This is a genomic window from Rhodobacter capsulatus, assembly GCF_005144475.1.
Lineage (GTDB): Bacteria > Pseudomonadota > Alphaproteobacteria > Rhodobacterales > Rhodobacteraceae > Rhodobacter > Rhodobacter capsulatus_C.
Genome location: NZ_SWJZ01000039.1, coordinates 1 through 22,180, shown reverse-complemented (window position 1 = coordinate 22,180; position 22,180 = coordinate 1). Strand labels below are relative to the sequence as shown.

At 67.8% G+C, this 22,180-nt stretch carries 23 protein-coding genes; 16 read left to right on the top strand and 7 right to left on the bottom strand.

Annotated features, from left to right (window positions below):
• The first annotated feature begins 65 nt into the window (after nt 1-65).
• Both ruvB and FBT96_RS10195 read left to right on the top strand, forming a co-directional pair.
• A complete protein-coding gene (gene ruvB, locus FBT96_RS10200; protein ID WP_136906302.1) occupies nt 66-1,112 on the top strand; it encodes a Holliday junction branch migration DNA helicase RuvB in 1,047 nt (348 codons plus the stop codon).
• A gap of 35 nt (nt 1,113-1,147) precedes the next feature.
• Nucleotides 1,148-1,558, top strand: coding sequence for a group III truncated hemoglobin (locus FBT96_RS10195; protein ID WP_136906300.1), 411 nt, complete (start codon nt 1,148-1,150; stop codon nt 1,556-1,558).
• 56 nt (nt 1,559-1,614) lie between these two features.
• On the opposite strand, the gene FBT96_RS10190 is transcribed toward FBT96_RS10195, so the two are convergent.
• Both FBT96_RS10190 and FBT96_RS10185 read right to left on the bottom strand, forming a co-directional pair.
• Nucleotides 1,615-2,619: a YcjF family protein gene (locus FBT96_RS10190; RefSeq protein ID WP_136906298.1), complete on the bottom strand. Its 1,005-nt coding sequence runs from the start codon at nt 2,617-2,619 to the stop codon at nt 1,615-1,617.
• The gene (locus tag FBT96_RS10185; RefSeq protein WP_136906295.1) at nt 2,616-4,019 is read right to left on the bottom strand and encodes a YcjX family GTP-binding protein; all 1,404 of its coding nucleotides are present in this window, start codon (nt 4,017-4,019) and stop codon (nt 2,616-2,618) included. Before FBT96_RS10185 ends, FBT96_RS10190 begins: the two co-directional genes overlap by 4 nt.
• Nucleotides 4,020-4,146: 127 nt before the next feature.
• Here FBT96_RS10185 and truA point away from each other — a divergent pair, with 127 nt between their 5' ends.
• Nucleotides 4,147-4,914, top strand: a complete 768-nt coding sequence (truA, locus tag FBT96_RS10180) for a tRNA pseudouridine(38-40) synthase TruA (protein WP_136906293.1) — start codon at nt 4,147-4,149, stop codon at nt 4,912-4,914.
• A 1-nt stretch (nt 4,915) separates the two neighbouring features.
• Here truA and FBT96_RS10175 read toward each other — a convergent pair whose 3' ends face one another.
• The 3 genes from FBT96_RS10175 to FBT96_RS10165 all read right to left on the bottom strand — a co-directional run bounded on the left by FBT96_RS10175 (nt 4,916) and on the right by FBT96_RS10165 (nt 8,470).
• Nucleotides 4,916-6,850: a polysaccharide biosynthesis protein gene (locus FBT96_RS10175; protein ID WP_249306426.1), complete on the bottom strand. Its 1,935-nt coding sequence runs from the start codon at nt 6,848-6,850 to the stop codon at nt 4,916-4,918.
• A 130-nt stretch (nt 6,851-6,980) separates the two neighbouring features.
• A complete protein-coding gene (locus tag FBT96_RS10170) occupies nt 6,981-7,586 on the bottom strand; it encodes a sugar transferase (RefSeq protein ID WP_136906291.1) in 606 nt (201 codons plus the stop codon).
• Complete coding sequence (locus FBT96_RS10165; protein ID WP_136906289.1) at nt 7,583-8,470, bottom strand: NAD-dependent epimerase/dehydratase family protein; 888 nt, start codon at nt 8,468-8,470, stop codon at nt 7,583-7,585. Before FBT96_RS10165 ends, FBT96_RS10170 begins: the two co-directional genes overlap by 4 nt.
• Before the next feature lie 96 nt (nt 8,471-8,566).
• Between FBT96_RS10165 and FBT96_RS10160 the strand changes: the two genes are divergently transcribed.
• From FBT96_RS10160 to FBT96_RS10100, 13 genes are all read left to right on the top strand, one after another.
• Nucleotides 8,567-9,691, top strand: a complete 1,125-nt coding sequence (locus FBT96_RS10160) for a polysaccharide biosynthesis/export family protein (protein ID WP_136906287.1) — start codon at nt 8,567-8,569, stop codon at nt 9,689-9,691.
• A gap of 80 nt (nt 9,692-9,771) precedes the next feature.
• On the top strand, nt 9,772-10,638 hold the full coding sequence (locus tag FBT96_RS10155; RefSeq protein WP_136906285.1) for a branched-chain amino acid aminotransferase: 867 nt from the start codon (nt 9,772-9,774) through the stop codon (nt 10,636-10,638).
• Between the two features lie 56 nt (nt 10,639-10,694).
• Entirely contained in the window at nt 10,695-11,150 is a 456-nt protein-coding gene (locus FBT96_RS10150) for a universal stress protein (protein ID WP_136906283.1), read from the top strand.
• Between the two features lie 63 nt (nt 11,151-11,213).
• Nucleotides 11,214-11,780: a NifU family protein gene (locus FBT96_RS10145; RefSeq protein WP_136906281.1), complete on the top strand. Its 567-nt coding sequence runs from the start codon at nt 11,214-11,216 to the stop codon at nt 11,778-11,780.
• On the top strand, nt 11,770-12,402 hold the full coding sequence (tsaB, locus tag FBT96_RS10140) for a tRNA (adenosine(37)-N6)-threonylcarbamoyltransferase complex dimerization subunit type 1 TsaB (protein ID WP_136906279.1): 633 nt from the start codon (nt 11,770-11,772) through the stop codon (nt 12,400-12,402). Before FBT96_RS10145 ends, tsaB begins: the two co-directional genes overlap by 11 nt.
• On the top strand, nt 12,402-12,821 hold the full coding sequence (gene rimI / locus FBT96_RS10135; protein ID WP_136906277.1) for a ribosomal protein S18-alanine N-acetyltransferase: 420 nt from the start codon (nt 12,402-12,404) through the stop codon (nt 12,819-12,821). Before tsaB ends, rimI begins: the two co-directional genes overlap by 1 nt.
• Nucleotides 12,822-12,958: 137 nt before the next feature.
• On the top strand, nt 12,959-14,044 hold the full coding sequence (locus FBT96_RS10130) for a BMP family lipoprotein (protein WP_136906274.1): 1,086 nt from the start codon (nt 12,959-12,961) through the stop codon (nt 14,042-14,044).
• A complete protein-coding gene (locus tag FBT96_RS10125; protein ID WP_136906272.1) occupies nt 14,044-15,636 on the top strand; it encodes an ABC transporter ATP-binding protein in 1,593 nt (530 codons plus the stop codon). Before FBT96_RS10130 ends, FBT96_RS10125 begins: the two co-directional genes overlap by 1 nt.
• Nucleotides 15,636-16,739 carry an ABC transporter permease gene (locus tag FBT96_RS10120; protein ID WP_136906270.1) on the top strand — a complete coding sequence of 368 codons (1,104 nt, stop codon included), beginning with the start codon at nt 15,636-15,638 and terminating at the stop codon, nt 16,737-16,739. The genes FBT96_RS10125 and FBT96_RS10120 overlap by 1 nt, the downstream gene beginning before the upstream one ends.
• The gene (locus FBT96_RS10115) at nt 16,739-17,713 is read left to right on the top strand and encodes an ABC transporter permease (protein ID WP_136906268.1); all 975 of its coding nucleotides are present in this window, start codon (nt 16,739-16,741) and stop codon (nt 17,711-17,713) included. Before FBT96_RS10120 ends, FBT96_RS10115 begins: the two co-directional genes overlap by 1 nt.
• Complete coding sequence (locus FBT96_RS10110; protein ID WP_136906266.1) at nt 17,697-18,497, top strand: purine-nucleoside phosphorylase; 801 nt, start codon at nt 17,697-17,699, stop codon at nt 18,495-18,497. The genes FBT96_RS10115 and FBT96_RS10110 overlap by 17 nt, the downstream gene beginning before the upstream one ends.
• 72 nt (nt 18,498-18,569) lie before the next feature.
• The gene (locus FBT96_RS10105) at nt 18,570-19,490 is read left to right on the top strand and encodes a sulfite exporter TauE/SafE family protein (protein ID WP_136906264.1); all 921 of its coding nucleotides are present in this window, start codon (nt 18,570-18,572) and stop codon (nt 19,488-19,490) included.
• A complete protein-coding gene (locus FBT96_RS10100) occupies nt 19,487-20,245 on the top strand; it encodes a TIGR02186 family protein (RefSeq protein WP_136906262.1) in 759 nt (252 codons plus the stop codon). Before FBT96_RS10105 ends, FBT96_RS10100 begins: the two co-directional genes overlap by 4 nt.
• A gap of 5 nt (nt 20,246-20,250) precedes the next feature.
• Here FBT96_RS10100 and FBT96_RS10095 read toward each other — a convergent pair whose 3' ends face one another.
• The gene (locus FBT96_RS10095; RefSeq protein ID WP_055213199.1) at nt 20,251-20,487 is read right to left on the bottom strand and encodes an Lrp/AsnC family transcriptional regulator; all 237 of its coding nucleotides are present in this window, start codon (nt 20,485-20,487) and stop codon (nt 20,251-20,253) included.
• Between the two features lie 72 nt (nt 20,488-20,559).
• Nucleotides 20,560-22,101 (bottom strand): ATP-dependent DNA helicase, encoded by a 1,542-nt coding sequence (locus tag FBT96_RS10090; RefSeq protein WP_136906260.1) that lies wholly within the window; start codon nt 22,099-22,101, stop codon nt 20,560-20,562.
• Nucleotides 22,102-22,180 lie beyond the last annotated feature (79 nt).

Sequence of the window (22,180 nt, the reverse complement as noted above, 5' to 3'; positions counted from 1 at the left end):
TTTATTCTATAACCGCGGGGGGGGGGGGGCCCCCCCCCCCCCCCACCCTTGTCTGAAAGCACCGCATGACCGAACCCGATCCGACCCTCCGCCCCGACCGCCTGCCCGAGGACGCCGACCGCGCCCTGCGGCCGCAGGTGCTGGAGGATTTCGTCGGCCAGGCCGAGGCGCGGGCGAACCTGCGCGTCTTCATCGAAAGCGCGAAGATGCGCGGTCAGGCGATGGATCACACGCTGTTTCACGGCCCCCCGGGGCTTGGGAAAACCACGCTGGCGCAGATCATGGCCCGCGAGCTTGGCGTGAATTTCAAGATGACCTCCGGCCCGGTTCTGGCGCGGGCGGGCGATCTGGCGGCGATCCTTACGAACCTTGAAAACCGCGACGTCCTTTTCATCGACGAGATCCACCGGATGAACCCGGCGGTCGAGGAGGTGCTTTACCCCGCGATGGAGGATTTCGAGCTGGATCTGGTGATCGGCGAGGGCCCGGCCGCGCGCACCGTGCGGATCGAGCTGCAGCCCTTCACCCTGGTCGGCGCGACGACGCGGCTGGGCCTGCTGACGACGCCGCTGCGCGACCGCTTCGGCATTCCGACGCGGCTGCAATTTTACACCGAGGACGAGCTGGACCTGATCGTCTCGCGCGGGGCGCGGCTTCTGGGCATTCCCGCCGACCCGGACGGCACGCGCGAGATCGCCAAACGCGCCCGCGGCACGCCGCGGATTGCCGGGCGGCTTTTGCGCCGCGTCGTCGATTTCGCGCTGGTCGAGGGCGACGGGCGGCTGACCCGGAAACTGGCCGACAATGCGCTGACGCGGCTCGGCGTCGATCATCTGGGGCTGGACGGGGCCGACCGGCGCTACATGATGCTCATGGCCGAACATTACGGCGGCGGGCCGGTGGGGGTGGAGACGCTCTCGGCCGCGCTTTCCGAAAGCCGCGATGCGCTCGAAGAGGTGATCGAGCCTTACCTTTTGCAGCAGGGGCTCATTCAGCGCACCCCGCGCGGCCGGATGCTCGGCCATCGGGCCTGGCGGCATCTGGGGCTGGAGGCGCCGGTGCAGCCGGTCGCGCAAACTCCGGTCCAGACCGACCTTTTCGACGCGGGCTGACTGGACGCGCCGCGGTGGCGGTGTATCCTTGGCCCATGTCCACGCCCCCGCCCCCCCGTTTCCCCGTCACCGAGGCCCAGATCGAGGCCGTGGTGGCCGAGTTCTATGCCCGCGTCCGCGCCCATCCCGATCTGGCGCCGATCTTTGCCGCGCATGTGACCGACTGGGCGCATCACGAGGCGAAGATCGCCCGGTTCTGGAAAGGCTCGATCCTGCATATGCAGGGCTACGAGGGCAGCCCGATGATCTCGCATCGCCGCGCGGGCGATGTCGAGGGCGGGCATTTCCCGCTTTGGCTCGCGACCTTTGACGCGGTGCTGCACGACACGCTTGACCCGGTGGCGGCGGCGGGCTGGTCGGCGCTGGCGCATCGGATCGGCAAGGGGCTGCGGATGGGGGTCGAGGATGTGGGCCGCCCTGCCGGGGCGGTGCCCAATCTGCGCTGAGCCGCCCCTTCCCGGCCGGGGAAAGGGCGTATTTGGACCAAGAAGAAACGAAGGCGTCAGTCTTCGTCTTTCGATCTGGTGAAGACGCCTTTCAGCGCGCCGCCGGTCAGCTGCGTGACTTTCGGGCGCGGCAGGGCCGCGAAGGGCATCGGGCGGCAGACCTCCATCGCGGCGATGCCGACGCGGGCAGTCAGCGCGCCGTTGATCACGCCCTCGCCGAAGCGGCGCGAGATTTTCGCGGCCAGATGGCCCCCGGTCATCGTCTCGATCAGATCATCGCCCGCGGCGACGGCGCCCGTCGCGATCACATGCGTCATCACCGTGCGGGCCAGCCGCAGCGCGCCAAGGCTGCCCGCGCGGCCGCCGTAGATTTCCGCCACGCCGCGGATCATCCGCAGGTTGGCAATCAGCGCGGTGGCCACATCGGCCAGCGCCAGCGGCACCAGCGCCGTCACCGTCGCCACCGTGCGCGCGGCGGCCTCGATTTCCAGACGCGCGGCGGCATCGAGCGGCGCCATCAGCTCGGTTTCGGTCAGGCGCAGCAGGGTTTGCGTATCAAGCTGCTCGGGGGCGCGTTCGCGCAGGCGGGCGAGCGACCATTTCATCTCGGGCCGGGCGGAATAAAGCTTCGCCATCCGGTCCACCGCCTTGCGCGCGGCGCGCAGATCATCGCGGTTGCCCGCCTCGATCACCTCCTGATGCAGCTTGTCGAGCCGACCAAGCTTGGCGAAGGCGGTCAGTTCGCGCAGGGCCACCAAGGCGCAGGCAATCAGGAACAGGATCAAAAGGCCGGTCGCCACCCAGCCCAGCATCGGATTGGCAGCGAACAGCCCGGTGACGAAATTCCAAAGCGCGACGCCGATCAGGAAGCCCACCAGCGCCCCGGTCGCCTGCCAGAAGAACCGCGTCAGGCGCGAGCGCGGCCGGGCGGCCAGTTTCGCCGCGATCTGCATGGCGCGGCCTTGCGGGGCGGCGTCGAAAGCGGGTTGATCGATCACCGGCGGCGCCTCGGCGGGCGAGGCGGGCGGGGCGTCCAGTTCCAGAATGACAGGTCGTTTCACAGCTTGTCCCCGATCAGGAATTCGGCAGCGCGGTCGATGCGGATATGCGGCGGGCCCTCGCCCGGGCGAAGCACACCCGGCGCGGGCGCAAAGTTCATCAGGCCGAAATCGGCATCGAGCCACTCCTCGGCGCCGTCGCGGGCGGCGGTCAGGAGTTCGGCCGGATCGGCGGGCAATTCGCCGGGATAAAGCGCGACCGAGCGGCCATCGGCCAAGCGCCCGCGCACCGCGGGCAGGTCCTCGCCGCCATGGGGGATGATGTCTTCGGTCGTCGTGCGCAACGAGGCCAGCGACATCGCCGCGGTCTCGGCCCCGGCAAAACTGGCGCGGTCCTTGGCCTCGCGCAAAAGCGCCTCGGTGATCGCGGTCAGTTTCGCATGCTGGATGTGATGCAGATGGTCGGCCTTGGTCGCAGCGAACAGGATCCGTTCGACCCGTTTCGCCCCCAACAGCGTCAACAGGAACCCGGGCACGCCGGGGCGGAAGGCCGTCAGGATCGCCGCCATGGATTGACGCAGATCTTCCAGCGCCGCGGGCCCGGCATGGATGGCGCCGAGCACATCGACCAGCACCACCTGCCGGTCGATGCGGGCGAAGTGATCGCGGAAGAACGGCCGCACCACCTCGCGCTTGTAGGCCTCGAACCGGCGCTCCATCTCGCGCCCCAAGGAATCGCGCGGATAGGTGGCGGGCGGGATCGGCGCGAAGGTCAGCACGGGCGAGCCCGCCATTTCGCCCGGCAACAGGAACCGCCCCGGCGAGCAATCGGAAAACCCGGCCTCGCGCGAGGCGATCAGATGCGCGGTGAAGGCTTCGGAAAGCGCCTTCGCCGCGGTTTCGCTGAAGCGGGCGTAAAGGTCGATCTCATCCAGCGTTTGCAGGAACGCATCCGATCCGGGGCGGCCGGGCAGACGGTCAAGCACGCCCGCCGACCATTCCTCGAAGGTCTTGTCGATCAGCCCAAGGTCCAGCAGCCATTCGCCGGGATAATCGACGATATCCAGATGCACGGTGCGCGGCTTGTAAAGCGCGCCCAGCATCCCCGAAGGCTGCAGCCGGAAGCTCAGCCGCAGTTCCGAAACCGCCCGCGTGCCCTCGGGCCAGGCGGGATGGGCGCCGGTCATGCTGGCGAGATGGCTTTCATAGTCGAACCGCGGCACGGTGTCGTCGGGCTGCGGTTTCAGATAGGCGGCGCGGATCCGCCCCGCCCCGGTCAGCGCGGGCATCCGGCCGCGGTCGAGCAGATTGGCCACCAGCGAGGTGATGAAGACGGTCTTGCCCGCGCGCGACAGCCCGGTGACGCCCAGCCGGATCACCGGCTCGAACAGGGCTTCGGAAACCGAGGAGCCAAGCCCCTCGATGCTGCGGCCGATGTCCTCGGCAAGGTCGCTGATGCCCACTGCGCTGCCTTTCCCGGTCGTTCTGGTTGCGCCGAAGATAGGCATTGCCCGAAGCGATTCACAGAGGGGAAAGCAGCGCACCCCCGGGGGCATTGCGCAAAGCCCAAAGCCGCGCTATCGCCGGGACATGCCCAGATTTGCCTTCAGGATCGAATATGATGGCGGCCCCTTTGCCGGGTGGCAAAGGCAGGCCGTGTTGCCCTCGGTGCAGGGCGCGGTGGAGGCTGCTCTGGCGCGGCTCGAACCCGGCGATCACACGATTGCCGCCGCCGGGCGGACCGATGCCGGGGTGCATGCGACGGCGCAGGTGGCCCATGCCGATCTGACGAAGGACTGGGACCCGTTCCGGCTGTCCGAGGCGCTGAACCACCATCTGCGCCCCGCTCCGGTGGCGATCGTGGCCTGCGCGCGCGTGGGTGACGATTTCCACGCCCGGTTTTCCGCGCGCGAGCGGCGCTATCTGTTCCGGCTGGTCAGCCGCCGCGCCCCCGTGGTGCATGAGCGCGGCAAGGTCTGGCAGGTGCAGACCCCGCTCGATGTCGCGGCGATGCGGGAAGGTGCCGCCCATCTGATCGGGCTGCACGACTTCACCACCTTCCGCGCCGCGATGTGTCAGGCGAAATCGCCGGTGAAGACGCTCGACGAAATCACGATCGAGGAAATCGCCCTGCCGACCGGACAGGAAGTTCGGTTTCATCTGCGGGCGCGCAGCTTCCTGCACAATCAGGTGCGCTCGATCGTCGGCACGCTGGAACGGGTGGGGACAGGCGCCTGGGCGCCCGAGGATGTCAGGCGGGCGCTGGCCGCGCGCGACCGGGCCGCCTGCGGGCCGGTCTGTCCGCCGCAGGGGCTTTACCTTTGCGGCGTGGGCTACCCGGAAGATCCGTTTGCCTGAGTCATTCGGCGGGCAGGTCCGCCGCCTGCTCGTTGCGCTGCGCCTGCACGACCTGACATTGCAGCGCCGAAGCGGGCAGGCTTTGCGGCGCATATTCCGGCACCGCCCGCGCCACCACCGCGATCACGTCGGTCTCCGAGCCGCGGTCGATCGCCTCGCGCAGATCGCGCAGCGCCGCCGCCGTGGCCAGTTCCGACAGGTGATCTTCCCGCACCGAGATGATCTTCGGATGCGCCGTCGTCTGCGCGCCCTTGCGCACCATCAGCTCCTCGTGCAGCTTTTCGCCCGGACGCAGCCCGGTGGTGACGATCTCGATATCGCCATCGGGGTTGCGCGCATCGCGCACGGTGAAACCCGAGGTCTCGATCAGCCGCCGCGCCAGATCGATGATCTTCACCGGCTTGCCCATGTCCAGCACGAAGACCTCGCCGCCCTCGGCGAAGGAGCCCGCCAGCAGCACCAGCCGCGAGGCCTCCTGGATCGTCATGAAATAGCGCGTCACCCGTTCGTCGGTCAGCGTCACCGGACCGCCGCGGGCGATCTGTTCCTGAAACAGCGGCACGACCGAGCCTGAAGAGCCGAGCACATTGCCAAAGCGCACGATCGAGAACACCGTCCGCCCCGGCCGCGCCGCCAGATCCTGCACGATCAGCTCGGCCAGCCGCTTCGAGGCGCCCATCAGATTGCCCGGCCGCACCGCCTTGTCGGTGGAAACCAGCACGAAGCGCTTGACCTGCGCATCCCGCGCCGCCCGCGCCAGCACGGCCGTGCCCAGCACATTGTTCGCCATGCCCGCCCGGGCATTGATCTCGACCAGCGGCACATGCTTGTAGGCGGCGGCATGCAGCACGATGTCGATGCCATGCCGGTCGAGCACCTGCATCACCTGCACCCGGTCGGCGACCGAGCCCAGAACCGAGACGATCTCGACGCCGGTCGCTTCGGCCAGAAGCCGCATCTCGGCCTCGGCGTTGTAAAGGGCAAGTTCCGAGAGTTCGTACAGCACCAGCGTCTTCGGACGGCAGGCCACGACCTGACGGCACAGCTCCAGCCCGATCGAGCCGCCGGCGCCGGAAATCAGCACATTGGCATCGCGATAGGCGTTGCGGCCCGCGGTCAGCTCATGGTTGAGAGGGTCGCGGCACAACAGCGCCGCGGTGCCGACCGGGCGCATCAGGTCGAGCAGTTCCTGACCGCCGTGGATCTGGGTGAAGGCGGGCAGGCTGTGCACCTGCAGCCCCAGCTTTTCCAGCCGTTGCGACAGGAAGGTCTGCTTGTCGGTCGAGACCGAGGGCATCGCAAGGATGACCTGATTGATCTTGTATTGCTCGATCACCCGCGCCGCGTGCACGCCGGAATGGATCGGCACGCCGTTCATCGTCATGCCCGCCAGCGTGGCGTTGTCGTCCAGAAAGGCGCAGACGACGAAATCGTCGCTGTTGCGCAATTCGCGCGCCAGCGCCATGCCGGTGCGGCCCGCGCCATAGATCGCCACGCGCGAGAGGGTGCGGGAATTGCGATAGATCGCCGTCAGGATCCGCGTCAGCGCCAGCCGGGTGAAGAAGAAGGCGGTGAAATAGAGCAGGCCGAAGACCACATGCAGCCCGGGCGACTGCTCGACCGCGGCCAGTTTCGACTGCACCGCCGAGCTGACCGCCAGCACCGAGGCAAGGATCGCCGAGCGCACCACCGCCTCGCCCTGATATTCGCGCAGCTTGATCCGCGACAGGCCCAGAAGCCCGCTCAGCACCCCGGCTTCGGCGATCAGCAGCGGCTGCTCCAGCGCATGCGCCCGCAAAAGCGGCAGCAGGGCGGCGCCGTCATTGAGCAGCACCAGCGCAAGGCAAAAGCTCAGCGGCACCAGCATCAGATCGATCGCCATCAGGATCGACGACTTCTGCCTGCGGCTGAGCGAGATAATGGACTTCAAGAGCACCGCCAGCCCCGCTCCGATATATGTATTGCGACTGCAGCATACCCTGTGCCCCGCATCGGTCAACGGGATGCATCCGAAAACAGCGCCTGCCAGCTAAACCATTGCAAAAAGGACGCGCCATCGGCGGCAATCAGCTTATCATCCGTGCAATGGTGCGCCCGATCAGCCGCAAATCATGGCAGACCGAGGCATGACGCGCATAAATCAGGTCCAGCTTCGCCTTGGCCGGGATGCAGATGCGGCAATAGAGGCGGTCGGTCTCCTCGGCGCTGCGCGAGCGGGCCAGCAGCCATTCCTCGTGCCGGTGGTAGTGGATCGAGGCCAGCCCGGTCACGCCGGGACGGGATTTCAGCACTTCGGCATAGATATCCGGGAAGCGCTCGACATAAGAGCGCAGCGGCGGGCGCGGCCCGACAAAGCTGATGTCGCCGCGCAGGATGTTCCAGAGCTGCGGCAGCTCATCGAGCCGGAAGCGGCGCAGCATCCGGCCGACCGGGGTGATCCGCCCGGCCTTGTCGCCCCCTGAAACACCCGCATCGGTGGCGACCACGGTCATGGTGCGGAACTTCCACAGCCGAAAGGCGGTGTCGGGCGTCTTCATCCGCTCGGCGGCGTAGAAATAGGGGCGGCCCTGGGTCAGCGCCAGCGCCAGCAGCACGAAAGCCGCGATCAGCGCGATCACCGGCAGGATCAGCAGCGCAAAGCCGATGTCGAAAAGCCGCTTCGTCAGCGTCATGCCCGTTCCTCCTCGAACCGCAGATCGGCGATCAGCCCCGCCGCCGTGACCGGCAGATCGGGCACGAGGCCCAGCGCCAGCGCCCGCGCGACCGCCAGCTCCACCGTGGCGATCGCCTCGGGGGGGGCGGGATCGGCCTGCCAGCTTTCCCCCGCCGCGCGCAAAAGCGCCTCCATGCCCACGGCCCCGGGCAGCGCCAGATTGATCACCCCGGGCAGCGCCGCCCCGCCGCCCGCCGCCCCGCCAACCGACAGCCGCACCAGCCGCGCCAGCGCCCGCGCCAGCGCCTGCGGCCCGATGTAGCTGCGCCGCGGCGCAAGACCGTCGGCAAAGACATGCAGCCGCCGCCCGCCCGGCGGCGCGGCCTGACCCAAAAGCGCATCCGCCCCCGCGACATTGCCGATGCGCAGCACCACCGCGCCCGGCCGCCCCGCGGCCACCGCCTCCATCGCCACCTTGGCGCGGCCGTAGTCCGAGACCGGCGCGGGCGGGTCGTCCTCGTGGCAAAGCCGCCCGGCAGGCCGCCCATAGACCGCCGCCGAAGAGGCCAGCAAGACCGGCCGCCCCCCGGCGCAGTCCAGCACCGCCGCGGCCAGATCGCGATGCGCCGCCATCTCCGCCGCCGTGCCCCGGGTCGGCCCGGCCAGCAGCAGCACCGCCGCGGCCGACGCCACCGCGCGGGCCAGCGCCTCGGGCTCTGCCAGCGGATCGAACACCACCGTCGGGCCGCCAAAACCGGCGAAATCCCCGGGCCTGCGCGCCTGCCACACCGCCTGCGGCGCGGCGCTGCCGGGCAGGCTCCAGACCCGGCGCAACAGCCCGCCCAGCCGCCCGGATCCGCCCAGAACAAGCAGGCGCGGAAACTCTGGCTTGAGGTTTGACATGAATGACCGCATAGACTTGGTTGCCGTGGATCTGCTGACTCGTCGCTGCAACGAGCCTTAGCACCCGATGCGCGGCGCGGAAACGGGGGAACTTGAATGGCTTCGAAACCGGGACTCGTCCTCGCCGTGGTGCTGGCTGTGGCATTTTCGGGCTGCACCTTGCCACGCGGCGCCGCGATGCAAAGCGAGATCCTGAAGAACGCTTCCGACAAGACCCCGGAATTTTCGCATTACCCCGTCGATTCAAAGCTGCTCGCCGATCTGCCGCACTGGCCCGCGGGCAAGGTCGCGTCGCACCGGCGGTCCTGGGTCAAGGGCGGCAGCGGCGGCGCCGGGCAGGTTCTGGCGGCGGGCGACACGGTGTCGCTGGCGATCTGGGAAGGCGGGCAGAACAAGCTGCTGACCAGCGAGGGCGCCCCCACGACGCAGATCGCTCCCACCACCGTCTCGAACAGCGGCCAGATCTTCGTGCCCTATGTCGGCGCGGTGAAGGTCTCGGGCCTCAGCGTCGAGGCGGCGCGCGAAAAGGTGCAGCAATCGGTCACCGCGCTGATCCCCGAGGCCCAGGTGCAGCTGGCCGCCACGCCCGGCAAGGGCAATGCCGTCTCGCTGATCGGCGGCGTGTCGAACCCGGGCACGATCCCGCTGATCGACCGCTCGCTGACCGTGCTCGGCGCGATTTCCGAAGCGGGCGGCGTGCAGGGCGCGATCGAGAACCCGCAGCTGCGGCTTTACCGCGGCGGCAAGGTCTATGAAACCTCGCTTTCGCGCGTGCTGGACGATCCGGCGCTGGATGCCGGGCTGCGGCCAGGCGACAAGCTGATGGTGCTCAAGGACGATCGCAGCTTCCTGGCGCTCGGCGCCTCGGGGGTGGAAAAGATCATCCCCTTCCCGAAGGATCACGTGAACGCGCTGGAAGCCGTGACGCTGGCAGGCGGCATCAGCGACACCCGCGCCAACCCCAAGGGCGTGCTGATCTTGCGCGAATATCCGGCCAGCGCGGTGCGCAGCGAGGTCGCGCAGGGGCCACAGAATGCCCGGGTGGTGTTCTCGATGGATCTGACCTCCTCCGAGGGGCTGTTCTCGGCACAGAATTTCGAGGTGCAGTCGAACGATCTCGTGCTGGCCACCGAAAGCCCGCTGGTCAACACCCGGACGATCCTCGGTCTCTTCGGCTCAACGCTGGGTCTGGCGCGGACGGCGGACACGATCACGAACTGATCCGTGTCCCCGATACAATCCGGTCTCTGGACCTTTGGGCGCGGCTGTGGCTAGGGTCGCGCCCGACAAAGGAGACCGTCATGGCATTCGGAACGAACATCCGCACCTGGTTCGAGGGACGCTGGCACGAGGGCGACATCGCCGTCATGCGCGCGGCCGATCACGGCATCTGGCAGGGCTCGTCGGTTTTCGACGGCGCGCGGCTGTTCGACGGGCTTGTGCCCGACCTTGACCTGCATTGCGCGCGGGTGAACCGCTCGGCCGCGGCGCTGATGATCACGCCGACGATCGATCCCGCCGAGATGGTCGAGATCGCCCGCGAAGGCCTGCGCAAATATGCGAAAGGCGCGGCGGTCTATGTGCGGCCGATGTATTGGGCGCTCGACGGCTCCGATCTGGGCGTGGCCCCGCAGGAGGGCGCGACGGGGTTCGCGCTCTGCCTCGAAGAGGTGCCGATGCCGCCCGCCGACAAGACGACGACCCTGACGACGACGCAATTCCGCCGCCCGGTGCTGGCCGACAACGTCTGCAACGCCAAGGCGGGCTGTCTTTATCCGAACAACGCCCGGATGCTGGTCGAGGCGAAGCGCAAGGGTTTCGGCAATGCGCTGGTGCAGGACGCCATGGGCAATGTCGCGGAATCGGCGACGGCGAACGTCTTCATCGTGCGTGACGGCGTGGTGCTGACGCCCGTCGCGAATGGCACCTTCCTGGCGGGCATCACCCGGGCACGGCACATGGCGAACCTGCGCGCCGCGGGGGTCGAGGTGCGCGAAGCCGTGCTGACGCTGGACGACGTGCGGGCGGCCGACGAGGTGTTCCTCTCGGGCAACTTCGGCAAGGTGACGCCGGTGACGGGCTTCGATGACGTGACCTATGCCCATGGCCCGATGACGAAACGCATCCGCGAGATCTACATGGACTGGGCGCTGTCGTCCCCGCTTTGACCCGGTTGCCAAACACGCCGGTTCCGGTCCATGATGCCCGCAATCCGGAGGACAGGATGCGCAAGTTTCTCGTGGTGCTGGACCAGACCCGCGAATGTCTGAATGCGATGCGCTATGCCGCGATGCGGGCGGCGCATACGGGCGGGGGCGTCACCATCCTGTCGGTGATCCCGCCCGACGACTACCAGCACTGGATCGGCGTCGCGGAAATCATGCGTGCCGAAGCCCGCGAGACGATCACCGCGCATTTCGAGGTCTTCGCGAAATGGATGCGCGACAAGCAGGGGGTGAACCCCGAGCTGGTGATCCGCGAGGGCGATCCGGTGACCGAAATCATGGCGCTGGTGCGCGAAGACCCGGAAATCGGCGTTCTCGTGCTGGGCGCGGGAACCGACAAATCCGGGCCCGGGCCGCTGGTGACGCAGCTGTCGCGGTCCTCGGGCAACCTGCCGATCCCGCTCACCATCGTTCCGGGCGACATGTCCAAGGAACGGCTGGAATCGATCACATAGGGCGTCAATCTTGACGGTTTCGGTCGGCAAGCGCATATAAGGCGCAAGCCAAGGAGGCATCCGATGTTCATCCAGACCGAGACCACGCCGAACCCCGCCACGCTGAAATTCCTGCCGGGCCTTGACGTGATGCCCGAGGGGGTCGCCGATTTCACCAGCCCGGAGGCCGCGCAGGTCTCGCCGCTGGCGGGCCGGATCTTCCGCGTCGCGGGGGTGAAGGCGGTGTTTCTGGGCTCGGATTTCGTCACCGTGACGAAGGACGAGGACACCGAATGGGCCCATGCCCGCCCCGCGATCATGGGCGCGATCATGGAACATTATCAATCGGGTCAGCCGGTGCTGATGGGCGCGGCCGCGGGCGGCCACACCGAAAGCGGCGCCGAGACCGGCGAAGACGGGGCGATCATCACCCAGATCAAGGAATTGCTGGATACACGGGTGCGCCCGGCGGTGGCGCGCGACGGCGGCGACATCACCTTCCACGGTTTCGAACGCGGCGTGGTCTATCTGCACATGCAGGGCGCCTGCGCCGGCTGCCCGTCCTCCACCTACACGCTGAAGATGGGGATCGAGAACCTGCTGCGCCACTACATCCCGGAAGTGAGCGAGGTCCGCGCCGTTGCGCAGTGAGCCGCTCGTTCTGGGCTTCGACACTTCGGCCGCGCATTGCGCGGCCGCTTTGGTTCGGGGCAACACGGTTCTGGCCGCCCGCGTCGAAGACATGGCCAAGGGGCAGGCCGAACGGCTGATGCCGCTGCTGGAAGAGCTGCTCTGTGACGCGGGTCTGGGCTGGAAAGACCTTGACGCGCTTGGCGTCGGCACCGGGCCGGGCAATTTTACCGGCGTGCGGATTTCCGTCGCCGCCGCCCGCGGTCTGGCGCTGGGGCTGGGGATCCCGGCGGTGGGCGTTTCGGTCTTCGAGGCGCTCGCCGAGGATGCCCCCCGCCCGGTCGCGGTGGCGCTGGATGCGCGGCGCGACGAGGCCTATGCGCAGCTTTTCACCGCGACGGAGGCCGAGGCCCCGACCCTGAGCCCCGCCGCCGATCTGGCCGAGAGTCTGGCCGGGGTCCCGGTGATCGGCCTGGCCCTGCCCCATTCGGCGCCGCTTGCCCCCCGCCATCCGCTGGCCGTGGCGGTGGCGCTGGTCGCGGCCGCGAAATGCGGCACGCCGCAGCCCCGCCCCGCACCGCTTTACCTGCGCGGCGCCGATGCCGCGCCGCCCTCGGACCCGCCGCCGGTGCTTCTCGACTGATGACCCCCGATGCCCTGGCCGATCTGCATGCACGCTGCTTCACCACGCCCCGGCCGTGGTCGGCCGCGGAATTTGCCGATTTTCTGGGCTCTGCGCCCTGTTTCCTGCTGACCGAACCCGCCGGTTTCCTGCTTGGCCGGGTGATCGCCGACGAGGCCGAACTGCTGACCGTCGCCGTCGATCCGGCGGCGCGGCGGCAGGGCATGGGGGCGCGGCTTCTGGCCGGCTTTGCCGCCACCGCCCGGGCCCGCGGCGCCACGACCGGCTTTCTGGAAGTCGCCGCCGGAAACCTTCCGGCGCAGGCGCTCTACCGGCAGGCGGGCTGGGTCGAGGCCGGGCGGCGCAAGCGCTATTACCACGCCCCCGACGGCACGGCGGAAGACGCGCTGGTGCTGGGATGCGACCTGTCGCGCGGCTGAGGCCGTGCCGCGAAGTCCCCCTTGACCCCCTGCCCCGGTTCTGGCCCTATCGGCGGCGGGTTGCCCATCCTCGCCGGGCGGACCGAAACGGACAGAGGCCGCCAGAACCGGCGGCCATAGTCGACAGGAGAGATGTCATGAAGAACGTTTTGCTGGGAACCGTCGCTTTCCTCGCGGTGGCTGCGGTCGGTGGGTATGCCCTCTTCCTCAAGCCCGGAGCGTCTTCCGCCCCGCAACCCGCCCCCGCCACCGAAGCTGCTCCGGCCGCCGCCGCCCCCGCCGCGGATGCCACCGCTGCGGCCGGTCCGGCGCTGATCTTCGATCTGGGCGGCAAGTTCGACAAATCCTTCAACGAAGCCGCCTTCAACGGCGCGCAGAAATGGGCGGCCGAGACCGGCGCGACCTTCAAGGAACTGGAAATGCAGTCGGAGGCCCAGCGCGAACAGGCGCTGCGCCGCTTCGCCGAGGCGGGCGCGAACCCGATCGCGATGACCGGCTTCGCCTTTGGCGACGTGCTCAACACCGTCGCCCCGGACTATCCGAACACCAAATTCGTCATCGTCGATGCGGTGGTCGATCAGCCGAACGTGCGCTCGGTGGTGTTTCAGGAAGAACAGGGCTCGTATCTGGTCGGCATGATGGCGGCGATGGCCTCGAAGACCGGCACCGTGGGCTTTGTCGGCGGCATGGACATTCCGCTGATCCGCAAGTTCGAATGCGGCTATGCGCAGGGCGCGAAAGCGGCGAAACCCGAGATCAAGGTCGTCTACAACATGACCGGCACCACCCCCGCGGCCTGGAACGACCCGGTCAAGGGCTCGGAGCTGACCAAGGCGCAGATCGCGCAGGGCGCCGACGTGGTCTTTGCCGCCGCAGGCTCGACCGGGCTTGGCATCCTGCAGACCGCCGCGGATGAAAACATCCTGGGCATCGGCGTCGACAGCAACCAGAACTTCCTGCATCCGGGCAAGGTCCTGACTTCGATGATCAAGCGCGTCGACGTGACGATCTATGACGCCTTCAAGGAAGGCGCCGCGATGCAGACCGGCAAGGTCGTCGCCGGGCTGAAGGACGACGGCATCGGCTATGCGCTGGATGACAACAACGCCAAGCTGGTGACGCCGGAGATGAAGGCCGCGGTCGATGCCGCCGCCGAAAAGATCAAGTCGGGCGAGATCAAGGTGCACGACTACATGACGGACAACACCTGCCCGGTGAACTGATGGCATCGGCAACCGAAACGGGGCGGCAGGCAACTGCCGCCCCCACGGCCAGACCGCCTGCGATCGAGCTGCGGGGGGTTTCGAAATCCTTCGGCGCGGTGCAGGCGAACAAGGACATTTCCATCCGCGTGATGCCGGGCACGATCCACGGCATCGTCGGCGAGAACGGCGCGGGCAAATCGACGCTGATGTCGATCCTTTACGGCTTTTACCGCGCCGATGCCGGGGAAATCCTGATCGACGGCCGCGCCACCGTGATCCCCGACAGCCAGGCCGCGATCCGCGCGGGCATCGGGATGGTGTTCCAGCATTTCAAGCTGGTGCCGAACTTCTCGGTTCTGGAAAACGTCATCCTGGGCGCCGAAGACGGGGCCCTGCTGCGGCCCTCGCTGGCCAAGGCGCGGAAAACACTGGCCGATCTGGCGCGGGATTATGAGCTTGACGTCGATCCCGACGCCCTGATCGAGGCGCTTTCGGTCGGGCATCAGCAACGCGTCGAGATCCTCAAGGCGCTCTATCGCCACGCCGACATTCTCATTCTGGACGAGCCGACGGGGGTTCTGACCCCGGACGAGGCCGACCATCTGTTTCGCATCCTGCGCGGGCTGAAGGCGCAGGGCAAGACGATCATCCTGATCACCCACAAGCTGCGCGAGATCATGGAGATCACCGACGCGGTTTCGGTGATGCGCCGCGGCGAGATGGTGGCGACCGTCCCCACCGCCGAAACCAGCCCCGAGCAGCTGGCCGAGCTGATGGTGGGCCGCAAGGTGCTGTTGCATGTGCCGAAGGGCCCCGCCACTCCGGGGCGCGAGGTGCTGCGGGTCGATGATCTGCACGTCACCGATGCGCAGGGCGTCGACCGGCTCAAGGGCGTCAGCCTGACGATCCGCGCGGGGGAAATTCTTGGCATCGCGGGGGTTGCGGGCAACGGCCAGTCGGAACTGCTGCAAGTTCTGGGCGGCTTCGCCAAGGGCAAGGTCGGCGGCACGATCGCGGTTGATGGCGTGCAGATCCCCGCCGCGGGCAAGGGGGCGACGGGCCAGACCCGGCGGCAGATCGGGATTTCGCACGTGCCCGAGGATCGCCACCATCTGGGCCTGATCCTGGATTTCACGGCCTGGGAAAATGTCGCCTTCGGCTACCATGCGGCGCCGGACTATCAGGCGAATGCCCTTTTCATGGACAATGACGCCATCCTGCGCGACACCCTGGGCAAGATGGACCGCTTCGACGTGCGCCCGCCCGATCCGATGTTGCCCGCGAAAAGCTTTTCCGGCGGCAATCAGCAGAAAATCGTGCTGGCGCGGGAAATCGAGCGCAATCCGGTGCTGCTGCTTGTCGGTCAGCCGACGCGCGGGGTCGATATCGGCGCCATCGAATTCATCCACCGCCGCATCGTCGCGCTGCGCGACGCGGGGGCGGCGGTGCTGCTGGTCTCGGTCGAGCTGGACGAAATCCTGTCGCTGTCGGACCGCATCGCGGTGATGTTCGACGGCCAGATCATGGGCGAGCGTCTGCCCGCCGAGACGAACGAACGCGAACTGGGCCTTTTGATGGCCGGGGTCGCCAGCACCGCGGGGGCGGCGTGATGGAGAAACTTCCGGCTTGGGCCGATCTGGTGCTGGTGCCGCTGATCTCGCTGGCGCTGGCCGCGCTGATCTCGGCGCTGGTCGTCCTGGGCATCGGCGGCGACCCGATCGAGGCGGTCTCGGTGATGGTCAAGGGCGCCTTGGGCTCCGCCTATGGCTGGGGCTACACGCTTTACTACACCACCTCTTTCATCTTCACCGGGCTGGCGGTCACCGTCGCCTATCACGCCAGCCAGTTCAACATCGGCGGCGAGGGACAGGCGCAACTGGGCGGCCTTGGCGTCGCGCTGGTGCTTTTGGCGGTCGACTGGCCGCATTGGTCGGTGGCGCTGATCGCGGCCAGCCTGGGCGCGGCGGCCTTCGGCGCGGCCTGGGCGGCGATCCCGGCCTGGCTGCAGGCGAAACGCGGCAGCCATATCGTCATCACCACGATCATGTTCAACTACATCGCCGCGGCGCTGATCGTCTATCTGCTGGTCGAGGTGCTGCGCCCCGTGGGCCAGATGGACCCGGCCACGGCACGGTTCCCGGCCGCAGCGCATCTGCCAAGCTTCGGCGAGATCCCGGGCCTGTCGCTGATCTTCTCGAAACAGGTGCCGGCGAATGTCTCGTTCTTTCTGGCGATCGCGGCCTGTTTCGCGGTCTGGGCGCTGTTGTGGCGCACGAAGCTTGGCTATGAGATCCGCGCCTTCGGCAAATCCGAAAGCGCCGCGGTCTATGCCGGGATCTCGCCCACCCGGGTCATCCTTGTCTCGATGCTGATTTCGGGCGCGCTGGCCGGGCTGATGGCGGTCAACAACGTCATGGGCGAGGCAGAGCGGCTGATGCAGAACGCCTCGGAAGGGGCCGGGTTCATCGGCATCGCCGTGGCGCTGATGGGGCGCAACCATCCGCTGGGGGTCTTTCTGTCGGCGCTGCTGTTCGGCGTCCTCTATCAGGGCGGCGCGGAAATGGGGCTTTGGACCACGATCCCGATCGAGCTGCGCACGCTGTTGCAGGGGCTGGTGATCCTGTTCACCGGCGCGCTGGACACGATGGTGCGGATGATGCTGGCCCCCGCCTTCCGGCTGGCCGCGGCCAGACGCATCGGGGGGGCGGCGTGATGGACTACATGACGCTGATCGAGATCCTCGGCTCGACGCTGCGGCTGGGCACGCCGCTTCTGCTGGCCTGCATCGCCGGGCTTTATTCCGAACGCGCGGGCATTTTCGACATCGGGCTGGAGGGCAAGATGCTGATGGCCGCGATGGCCTCGGGCGCGGTGGCGGCGCTGACCGGCTCGGCCTGGATCGGGCTGGGCGCGGGCATCTTCGCCTCGCTCCTTTTCGCGGCGATCCATGGGCTGGCCTCGATCACCTTCCGCGGCAACCAGCTGATTTCCGGCGTGGCGCTGAACTTCGTCGCCTCGGGCGCGACGATCCTGATCGCGCAGACGCTGTTCGGCCAGGGCGGCCGCACGCCGCCGCTGATGGGCGAGGCCCGGTTCGGCGCGATCACCCTGCCCTTTGCCGAGGCGCTCTCGGGCGTGCCCTTCCTTGGCCCCTTCTATGCCAAGGTGATCTCGGGGCAGTCACTGCTGGTCTATCTCGCGCTCGCCACCGTGCCGCTGACTTGGTGGCTTTTGTATCGCACCCGCTTCGGGCTGCGGCTGCGCGCGGTGGGCGAGAACCCGGAATCGGTCGATACCGCCGGGGTTTCGGTGGTGCGGCTGCGCTATACCGCCGTGGCGCTGACCGGGGTTCTGTGCGGCATCGCCGGGGCCTATATGGCGACATCCCTGCAGGCGGGCTTCGGCCGCGAAATGACCGCGGGGCGCGGCTACATCGCGCTTGCCGCGCTGATCTTTGCGAAATGGCGGCCGTGGCAGGCGCTGTGGGCGACGATGCTCTTCGGTTTCCTGCAGGCGCTCGCCCTGCGCCCCGACGTGATCGACGCCGCGCTGCCGGGCAGCCTGACCATCCCGGTCTCCTTCCTTGACGCGCTGCCCTATCTTCTGACCGTGATCGTGCTGGCGGGCTTCGTCGGCCGCGCCATCCCCCCCCGTGCCGGAGGCCAACCCTATGTCAAAGAGCGCTGAACTTGCCGATCTGATCCGCGCCCGCGCCGGGGCGGAACCGCCCGCGATCGGGCTGATCCTCGGCTCGGGCCTTGGCCATATCGCCGAGGAGGTGGAGGGCTGCGGCATCGATTACGCCGAGCTGCCGGGCTTTCCCCATGCGGGGGTGTCCGGGCACAATCCGAAGCTGGTGATCGGCCAGCTGGAGGGCGTGCGCGTCGCGGTCTTTGGCGGGCGGGCGCATTATTACGAACGCGGCAACCCGGCCGAGATGCGGCTGCCGCTGGAAATCCTGCGCGATCTGGGCTGTTCGGAACTGCTTTTGACCAATGCCGCGGGCTCGTTGCGCGACGACATCGGCCCGGGCGATCTGATGGCGCTTTCGGACCACATCGCTTTCGCGGGCACGAACCCGCTGATCGGCGAGCCGAGCGATGCCCGCTTCGTGCCGATGACCGAGGCTTATGATCCGCAGCTGCGCGCCGCGCTGCAAACCGCCGCCACCGCGGAGGGCATCGCCCTGCCCGAGGGCGTCTATTGCTGGTTTTCGGGCCCCTCCTTTGAAACGCCTGCGGAAATCCGCGCCGCGAAAGTGCTTGGCGCCGATGCGGTCGGCATGTCGACCGTGCCCGAGGTGATCCTGGCCCGCTTCCTCGGCCTGCGGGTGGCCGCGGTGTCGATCGTCACCAACATGGGCGCGGGGTTGTCCTCCGAAGCGATCAGCCATGACCACACCAAGGCAATGGCCCCCCTTGGCGCGGCGAAATTCGAGCGGATCCTGCGGCGGTTCCTGCAGTCTCGATAACGTTACGGTAAGCCCCTCTTGCTACGCTATGCCGCACGGGGCATGGTGGGGCAACCAAGCCGTCGGACACCCATGCAGATCTACCTCCCCATTGCCGAGGTATCGGTCAACCTCTTCCTGTTGCTGGGTCTGGGCGGCCTTGTCGGGCTGCTTTCGGGCCTTTTCGGCGTCGGCGGCGGCTTCATCATCACGCCGCTTCTGTTCTTCATCGGCATCCCGCCCACCGTCGCCGTGGCCACCGGCGCCAATCAGGTCGTCGCCTCCTCGGTCTCGGGGGTGCTGGCGCAGTTCCGGCGCAAGGCGGTCGATGTGCCGATGGGGATGGTGCTGCAGGCGGGGGGGATCCTCGGCTCGGGCCTTGGCATCCTTGTCTTCAACTGGCTGACCCGGCTTGGTCAGGTCGATCTGGCGGTGCAGCTGGCCTATGTCGTGTTTCTGGGCGGGATCGGCGCGATGATGCTGCAGGAATCGATCCGCGCCCTGCGCCGCGCCAACCGGCCCGGGGCGGTGCGGTCGCGCGATCAAAGCCGCAAGCTGGTGCACCGGCTGCCCTTCAAGATGCGGTTTCGCACCTCGGGGCTGTACATCTCGGTCATTCCGCCCTTCGTCATCGGCATGGCGGTCGGCGTTCTGGCCGCGGTGATGGGGGTGGGCGGCGGCTTCATCATGGTGCCCGCGATGATCTACCTGCTCGGCATGCCGACCAAGGTGGTGATCGGCACCTCGCTGTTTCAGATCCTGATCGTTTCGGCCTTCACCACGCTTCTGCATGCGATCACCAACCAGTCGGTCGATGTGCTGCTGGCGCTGCTCTTGATCGTCGGCGGCGTGGTGGGGGCGCAGATCGGCACCCGCCTCGGCGCGAAGCTGAAGGCGGAACAGCTGCGCATCCTGCTGGCGCTTCTGGTGCTGGCCGTCGCGCTGAAACTGGGCCTTGATCTGGTCTTGCCCCCGACCGAGCTTTACAGCCTGCAGACGGGGGCCTCGCGATGATCCTGCGCGCGCTCCTGCTGCTGCTGCTGCTGGCCCTGCCCGCCCGGGCCGAGCGCGTCGTGGCGGGCATCAGCGCCGACAACATCGGCATCACCGCCGCTTTCGACGGCTCCTCGATCCTGATCTTCGGCGCGGTGAAACGCGACGCGCCGGAACCCGAGGGGCCACTGGGCGTCATCGTCACGCTGGAAGGCCCGCCGCAAAAGGTCACGGTGCGGCGCAAGACCCGGGAAATGGGGATCTGGGTCAACAGCGACAAGATGGTGATCGACTCGGTGCCCAGCTTCTATGCCGTCGCCTCCTCGGCGCCGCTCGACCGCATCCTGTCGCCCGAGACCGATGCGACGGAACGCATTTCCGTGCCCGTCGCGGTCGAGGCCTATGCCGGGCCGCTCGGCCGCAGCGACGGCCGCCCCTTCGCCGAGGCGCTCTTGCGTCTGCGCGAGGGCTCGGGGGCCTATTCCGTGCTGGAACGGTCGGTGACGCTGGCGGCGGACACGCTGTTTCGCGCCGATTTCGATCTGCCCGCGAACCTGATCGAGGGCGATTACACCGCGCGGATGTATCTTCTGCGCGAGGGCAAGGTGATCGACCAGACCTGGGCGCCGATCAAGGTGCGCCGGATCGGTCTGGAACGCTTCACCTATGTCCTGTCGCGCGAACAGCCGCTGGCCTACGGGCTTCTGTCGCTGGGTCTGGCGATCTTTGCGGGCTGGGCGGCGGCGGCGGCGTTCCGGCTGATCCGCAATTCCTGACCGCTTCAGAACGCCCGAAAGGTCATCGTCGTCAGGGTGCGGGCGATGCCCTCGATGCCGAACAGCTTTTCGTTCAGCCAATGGCCGACATCGGCCTCTTCGGGGATATAGACCTTGGCGATCAGGTCGAACTCGCCCGAGGTGGAATAAAGCTCGCTCACCACCTCGCGTTCATAGATGGCATCGGCCACGGCATAGGTCTTGCCGGGCTGGCAACGGAACTGGACGAAAACGCAACGCATCGCGGGCCTCCATGGGGCGGGGCAGATTGGGGTTGCGGCCAGATTAGGCGGCGGCAACGAAAAGGAAAAGCCTCACTCTTCCTCGGGGGCAAGCGTCAGCACCGCGGCGGCACTGGGCAGATCGTCGATTCCCAAGGGCGCCGAGGGCCGCGCCAGCATCGCCTTGGTGATCCACAAAAGCCGGTGTTCGGCCCGGGTGATCGCCACATAGGCCAGCCGCTTCCACAGCGGAATGCCCGCCTCGGACCGCCCGGTGCGGAAGGCGGCATAGATGTCGGGGGCGAAGACCTGCACATCGGGCCATTGGCTGCCCTGCGCCTTGTGGATGGTGACGGCGGCGCCATGCAGGAAGGTCGCCCCCATCCGCGCGGCAAAGGGGATGAAGGGCTCTTCCTCGTCCGGCATCTCGATCTTCACGATCGAGGCGGCGGACAGCCGCGGATCCTCGGCGCCGATCACATGCAGCCGCGAAAAGCCGGGCTTGCGGCCGGGACCAAGATAGATCACCTGCGCCCCCTTGATCAGGCCGCGGGCTTCCAGATCGATGCGCTTCTTGCGATGCTTCAGCGGCAATTCGATGCCGTCGCAGATCAGCGGCTCGCCGGGCAAAAGCGCATCGGCGGGGGCGCCATGGGCATTGCGGAAGGCCTGAATGAGCCGGATCCGCGTCGCATTGCGCCAGACCAGCACCGGCGAGCGCGCCATCAGATCGCTTTCGACCCGCTCGGCCCGGACCACCCGCGGATCGCGCCGGGCGGCCTCTTCGACCATCCGCTCGAAAGTGTAGAAATCAAGGCGCTCGTCGGCCAGGGCATGCGCCAGATCAAGGATCGGGTTGTCGTCGGCCTGGCGGTGGATGCGGTGCAGCGCATGCACCGAAGCCTCGGGCAGGCGTTCGAACGACATGTGGCCGGACTGGTTCACCGGGGCCAGCTGCGCCGGATCGCCGAACAGGACCAGCGTCGGGAAGATTTCCTTCAGATCGTCGAACTGGCGCTCATCCAGCATCGAGGCTTCATCGACAAAGCCGATATCCAGCGGATCATCGCGCCGCTTCCAGCCCGAGATGAAATCCGACCCGCGCAGCCCCGCCGCGGCCAGCGCGCCGGGGATCGACTTGTTCGTCTCGTAGAACGCCTTCGCCCGATCCAGCGCCAGATCGGTCAGCCCCTCGATGCGCAACAGGTCCAGATTGGGCCGCTCGCCCTGCCCCGCCAGCCATTCGGCGATGCGTTCATATTCCGGGTGATAGACCGGGGTGTACAGGATGCGGTGAATGGTGGTCGCAGGCACGCCGCGCGAGCGCAGCACCGAGGCAGCCTTGTTGGTGGGCGCCAGAATCGCCAGCGTGCGCCGGTCCTTGCGCCGCTTGCCCTCCCAATCGCCCGAGACCAGCTCGACCCCGGTCGCCTCCAGCGCCTTGTAAAGCTCGGCCAGAAGCAGGGTCTTGCCCGAGCCCGCCTTGCCGATCACCGCCATCACCGAAGGCTCGCCGCCCTCGGGCATCACCGTGCCATCGACAAGATCGACCCCCGCGCGTTCCAGCGCGGCAGCGACGGCATCCCAGGCTTCGGCCTGATCTTCGGAAAAGGTGACGGTGGCGGGCAGGCTCATGGCGGCGACCCTACACGGCACGCCCGGCTTTCGAAAGGCGCGAAATCACCCGCGGTGGGAGCCTCCGGCGGGGATATTT

What these genes read in the sequence shown, in the direction of transcription:
- FBT96_RS10090 (WP_136906260.1), bottom strand. Translation starts at nt 22,101, where the DNA reads ATGAGCCTGCCCGCCACCGTCACCTTTTCCGAAGATCAGGCCGAAGCC.
- ruvB (WP_136906302.1), top strand. Translation starts at nt 66, where the DNA reads ATGACCGAACCCGATCCGACCCTCCGCCCCGACCGCCTGCCCGAGGAC.
- FBT96_RS10110 (WP_136906266.1), top strand. Translation starts at nt 17,697, where the DNA reads ATGTCAAAGAGCGCTGAACTTGCCGATCTGATCCGCGCCCGCGCCGGG.
- FBT96_RS10120 (WP_136906270.1), top strand. Translation starts at nt 15,636, where the DNA reads ATGGAGAAACTTCCGGCTTGGGCCGATCTGGTGCTGGTGCCGCTGATC.
- FBT96_RS10165 (WP_136906289.1), bottom strand. Translation starts at nt 8,470, where the DNA reads ATGTCAAACCTCAAGCCAGAGTTTCCGCGCCTGCTTGTTCTGGGCGGA.
- FBT96_RS10150 (WP_136906283.1), top strand. Translation starts at nt 10,695, where the DNA reads ATGCGCAAGTTTCTCGTGGTGCTGGACCAGACCCGCGAATGTCTGAAT.
- FBT96_RS10195 (WP_136906300.1), top strand. Translation starts at nt 1,148, where the DNA reads ATGTCCACGCCCCCGCCCCCCCGTTTCCCCGTCACCGAGGCCCAGATC.
- FBT96_RS10095 (WP_055213199.1), bottom strand. Translation starts at nt 20,487, where the DNA reads ATGCGTTGCGTTTTCGTCCAGTTCCGTTGCCAGCCCGGCAAGACCTAT.
- truA (WP_136906293.1), top strand. Translation starts at nt 4,147, where the DNA reads ATGCCCAGATTTGCCTTCAGGATCGAATATGATGGCGGCCCCTTTGCC.
- FBT96_RS10155 (WP_136906285.1), top strand. Translation starts at nt 9,772, where the DNA reads ATGGCATTCGGAACGAACATCCGCACCTGGTTCGAGGGACGCTGGCAC.
- rimI (WP_136906277.1), top strand. Translation starts at nt 12,402, where the DNA reads ATGACCCCCGATGCCCTGGCCGATCTGCATGCACGCTGCTTCACCACG.
- FBT96_RS10115 (WP_136906268.1), top strand. Translation starts at nt 16,739, where the DNA reads ATGGACTACATGACGCTGATCGAGATCCTCGGCTCGACGCTGCGGCTG.
- FBT96_RS10170 (WP_136906291.1), bottom strand. Translation starts at nt 7,586, where the DNA reads ATGACGCTGACGAAGCGGCTTTTCGACATCGGCTTTGCGCTGCTGATC.
- FBT96_RS10160 (WP_136906287.1), top strand. Translation starts at nt 8,567, where the DNA reads ATGGCTTCGAAACCGGGACTCGTCCTCGCCGTGGTGCTGGCTGTGGCA.
- FBT96_RS10105 (WP_136906264.1), top strand. Translation starts at nt 18,570, where the DNA reads ATGCAGATCTACCTCCCCATTGCCGAGGTATCGGTCAACCTCTTCCTG.
- FBT96_RS10145 (WP_136906281.1), top strand. Translation starts at nt 11,214, where the DNA reads ATGTTCATCCAGACCGAGACCACGCCGAACCCCGCCACGCTGAAATTC.
- FBT96_RS10125 (WP_136906272.1), top strand. Translation starts at nt 14,044, where the DNA reads ATGGCATCGGCAACCGAAACGGGGCGGCAGGCAACTGCCGCCCCCACG.
- FBT96_RS10130 (WP_136906274.1), top strand. Translation starts at nt 12,959, where the DNA reads ATGAAGAACGTTTTGCTGGGAACCGTCGCTTTCCTCGCGGTGGCTGCG.
- FBT96_RS10100 (WP_136906262.1), top strand. Translation starts at nt 19,487, where the DNA reads ATGATCCTGCGCGCGCTCCTGCTGCTGCTGCTGCTGGCCCTGCCCGCC.